The following is a 3,862-nucleotide window of genomic DNA, read 5'->3' as shown; positions in this document are numbered from 1 at the left end:
CGCGCCGTCGCCGCCGACTGGCCCCCTCCCCGCCCCTCCACCCCCGCGCGCCCCCCCGCGGGGGCGGCGCCCCCCACCGCCCGGGGGGGGGGGGGGGCGGGCGGGGCGGCGGGTCAGGCCCGGGCGGCCGCCTCGCTGACGCCCGACAGGAGCGCGGGCAGCAGCTCCGCACCGCGCAGGGTCAGCACCGACTCCGGGTGGAACTGGACCCCCGCGAAGCCGCGGGCCGCGCACCGCAGGGCGTGCACCTCGCCCGTGGCGGCGTCCCGGGCGACCTCCACCCCGTGCGCGGCGAGCTCCGCCTCGGCCCCGGCGTCGCAGGCCGCCGTGAACGTGTTGTAGAAGCCGACCACCTCACGGGAGCCGAACAGGTCGACCTCCACCTGCGCCCCCTGCGCGGGCTCCGCCTTGCGGACGAGCGGCAGCCCCAGCTCGGCGGCGATCAGCTCGTGGCCCAGGCACACCCCGAGCAGCCCGCCCGTGTGCCCCGCCAGCAGCTCCCGCGCCAGCCCGCGCAGCAGCCGCATCTTCGGGTCGGAGGCGTCCGCCGGGTCGCCGGGGCCCGGGCCCAGCACGATCGGCCCCTCGTGCGCGAGCGCGGCTTCCCGCAGCCCCGGCTCGTCGAAGCGGCGCACCGTCACCGACAGGCCCGCGGCCCGCAGCACGTGAGCCAGCATCGCCGTGAAGGTGTCCTCCCCGTCCACCACCAGGCAGTGCCCGACCGCGGTCGCCGGCTGCTCCTGCATCCGCAGCCAGAACGGCGCCAGGTCCCGGCGGCGGGCGGCCAGCGCCGCCACCACCCGGGGGTCGTCCGCCAGCGCCGCTGCGGAACGCCCGTCCGCCGACCGTGCGGCGGCCGTCGGCCCCTCCCCGCACCGCGGGCCCGTCGGTCGGACCCCGAGGGCGGCCAGCACCCCGGCCGCCTTCGCGTGGGTTTCGGCGACCTCGCCCGCCGGGTCCGAGTGCCGGACCAGCGTGGCGCCCACCGGCACGCGCAGGGTGCCGTCCGCGGCGATGTCCGCCGTACGGATCAGGATCGGCGAGTCCAGGGTCTGCGCCCCGGCCGCGTCCACGCCCAGCAGCGCCAGCGCCCCCGCGTAGTAGCCGCGGCCGCCGGACTCGTACCGCTCGATCACCCGGCAGGCGTTCTGCACCGGCGAGCCGGTGACGGTGGCGGCGAACATCGTCTCGCGCAGCACCTCCCGCACGTCCAGTGAGGACCGGCCGCGCAGCTCGTACTCGGTGTGCGCGAGGTGCGCCATCTCCTTCAGCCGCGGCCCGACGACGACCCCGCCGCGGTCGCCGACCGTGCACATCATCTTCAGCTCCTCGTCGACGACCATCGACAGCTCCTCGGTCTCCTTGCGGTCACCGAGGAAGGCCAGGAGCGACTCGGCGGTCGGACCGCCGGCCGGGTAGCGGTACGTTCCGCTGATCGGGTTCATCACGACCGTGGTGCTGGCCATCCGCACGTGCACCTCGGGGCTCGCCCCGACGAGGGTCCGATCGCCCGTGTGGACGACGTACGTCCAGTACGCGCCCCGCTCGCCCAGCAGCAGCCGCCGGAACAGCGCGAGCGCGTCGGCCCGCCCGAAGCCGTCGATCCGGCCCCGGAAGGTGCGGCGGATGACGAAGTTCGCGCCCTCGCCCCGGCCGATCTCGTCCTCCAGGACCCGCCGGACGGTGTCCGCGTACTCCTCGTCGGGGACGTCGAAGCCGCCGTCCTCGACCCGCACCGCGTGCGCGGGCAGCACGGCCAGGGCCTCGGCGAGCGGGACCTCGTACGTCTCCTCGGCGGCCAGCACGGCGAGCGGGGTGCCGTCGTCGCGGACGTCGAAGCCGCGCTCGCGGATCTGCCGGAACGGCACCAGGGCCAGGCTCGGCAGGGTGCGGACGGGCAGGTCGGCGAGGCGTTCCGCCTCGTGGACCGGGCCGAGCAGCACCTCGACGGTGTCATGGTCGCGGCCGGGGGTGCGCCGGCGCAGCAGGGCGAACGGCGGGCAGTCGTCGCGGAGCAGGTCGAGCAGCCGGCTGCTGGTCGGGCCGGTCTGGCTGGTCTGGCGGGTCTGGGTGTCCATGGGTGGTCGGTCGTCCTTCCGGAAAGCGGAGGGGCGGCCGGGCCTCGGAAACCAGCGAAGGCCGCCCCTCGGGGCGGCCTTCGTGTCGCTCGTGTCAGTGGGTACGCGAGGGAGGCGGGCCGCCGGGAGCGGTCCACCACCAGTTCTGGCAGGAGTGCGCGTACACGGCACGAACCCTAGCCCACGCGGGGAGCTGATGGAGGGCGGGCGACACGGCAGGAGACGTCTGTCTCACCTGGTGGTCATCCGGCTGGACGCGAGGTGTGAGCCCTTAATGTGTAGGTGTGACCGTGAACGCTGAAACCCACGCCCCCGCCGCCAAGGCGACCTGGCGAGACCTGCCCGCGGCGCAGCAGCCTTCGTACCCCGATGCCGAGGCCCTGCGCGCTGTCGTCGCGGACCTCGAGTCGTATCCTCCGCTCGTTTTCGCGGGCGAATGCGATCAGCTGCGTGCCCGTCTGGGAGCCGTCGCCAAGGGCGAGGCGTTCCTGCTGCAGGGCGGCGACTGCGCCGAGGCCTTCGACGCCGTGTCCGCCGACCACATCCGGGCCAAGCTGAAGACGCTGCTCCAGATGAGCGCCGTCCTGACGTACGCGGCCTCCGTGCCCGTCGTCAAGGTCGGCCGGATCGCCGGCCAGTACTCCAAGCCGCGCTCGAAGGACACCGAGACCCGCGACGGCGTGACCCTGCCGACCTACCGCGGCGACTCCGTGAACGGCTTCGAGTTCACCTCCGAGGCCCGTGTCCCGGACCCCGAGCGGCTGAAGCGCATGTACCACGCGTCGGCGTCGACGCTGAACCTGGTGCGTGCCTTCACCACCGGTGGCTACGCCGACCTGCGCCAGGTGCACGCCTGGAACCAGGACTTCGTGAAGTCCTCCCCGTCCGGGCAGCGCTACGAGCAGCTCGCGCGGGAGATCGACAACGCGCTGAACTTCATGAAGGCCTGCGGCACCGACCCGGCCGAGTTCAAGGCGGTGGAGTTCTACTCCTCGCACGAGGCGCTGCTGCTCGACTACGAGGGCGCGCTGACCCGCACCGACTCGCGCACCGGCAAGCTGTACGACACCTCCGGCCACATGGTCTGGATCGGTGAGCGCACCCGCCAGCTGGACCACGCGCACATCGAGTTCTGCTCGCAGATCGCCAACCCGGTCGGCATCAAGCTCGGCCCCACCACGACGGTGGACGAGGCGCTGACGTACATCGACCGCCTGGACCCCGACCGCGAGCCGGGCCGGCTGACCTTCGTCGTCCGCATGGGCGCCGACAAGGTCCGCGACAAGCTCCCCGAGCTGGTCGAGAAGGTCACGGCCTCGGGCGCCACGGTGGCCTGGGTCACCGACCCGATGCACGGCAACACCTTCGAAGCGGCTTCCGGCCACAAGACGCGCCGCTTCGACGACGTGCTCGACGAGGTCAAGGGCTTCTTCGAGGTCCACAAGGAGCTGGGCACCCACCCGGGCGGCATCCACGTCGAGCTCACCGGTGACGACGTCACCGAGTGCGTGGGCGGCGGCGACGAGATCTTCGTCGACGACCTGCACCAGCGCTACGAGACGGCCTGCGACCCCCGCCTGAACCGCAGCCAGTCCCTGGACCTGGCGTTTCTGGTCGCCGAGATGTACCGCGACCAGTAAGAGGCACTTCGTGCCGCCCCGGCAGCGGCCGGTGAGCACCTCGTGACAGTGGGGGGGCGATGGATGTGATGAGCGCCCCACCCCCGCCCCCCGGGCGTTTGGGGCACCCCCCCAGTTGGGACGGGGGGGTAAGCGCGGCCCCAG

The 3,862-nt window shown here is 73.7% G+C and carries 3 protein-coding genes; 1 reads left to right on the top strand and 2 read right to left on the bottom strand.

All coding sequences use genetic code 11. The features are described 5' to 3' along the window. Positions 1–113: 113 nt before the first annotated feature. A complete protein-coding gene (locus ACFVGY_RS33690; RefSeq protein ID WP_385685022.1) occupies positions 114–2,078 on the bottom strand; it encodes an anthranilate synthase family protein in 1,965 nt (654 codons plus the stop codon). 94 nt (positions 2,079–2,172) lie between these two features. Beyond that, a complete protein-coding gene (locus ACFVGY_RS33685; protein WP_361088582.1) occupies positions 2,173–2,244 on the bottom strand; it encodes a trp operon leader peptide in 72 nt (23 codons plus the stop codon). Positions 2,245–2,362: 118 nt separating this feature from the next. Between ACFVGY_RS33685 and ACFVGY_RS33680 the strand changes: the two genes are divergently transcribed. Next, positions 2,363–3,718, top strand: a complete 1,356-nt coding sequence (locus ACFVGY_RS33680; RefSeq protein WP_385685019.1) for a class II 3-deoxy-7-phosphoheptulonate synthase — start codon at positions 2,363–2,365, stop codon at positions 3,716–3,718. Positions 3,719–3,862 lie beyond the last annotated feature (144 nt).

This window comes from Streptomyces sp. NPDC127106 (assembly GCF_042677605.1).
Classification (GTDB): Bacteria; Actinomycetota; Actinomycetes; order Streptomycetales; family Streptomycetaceae; genus Streptomyces.
The sequence above is the reverse complement of the archived record's forward strand: the minus strand, read 5'-3'. Positions and strand labels throughout refer to the sequence as shown.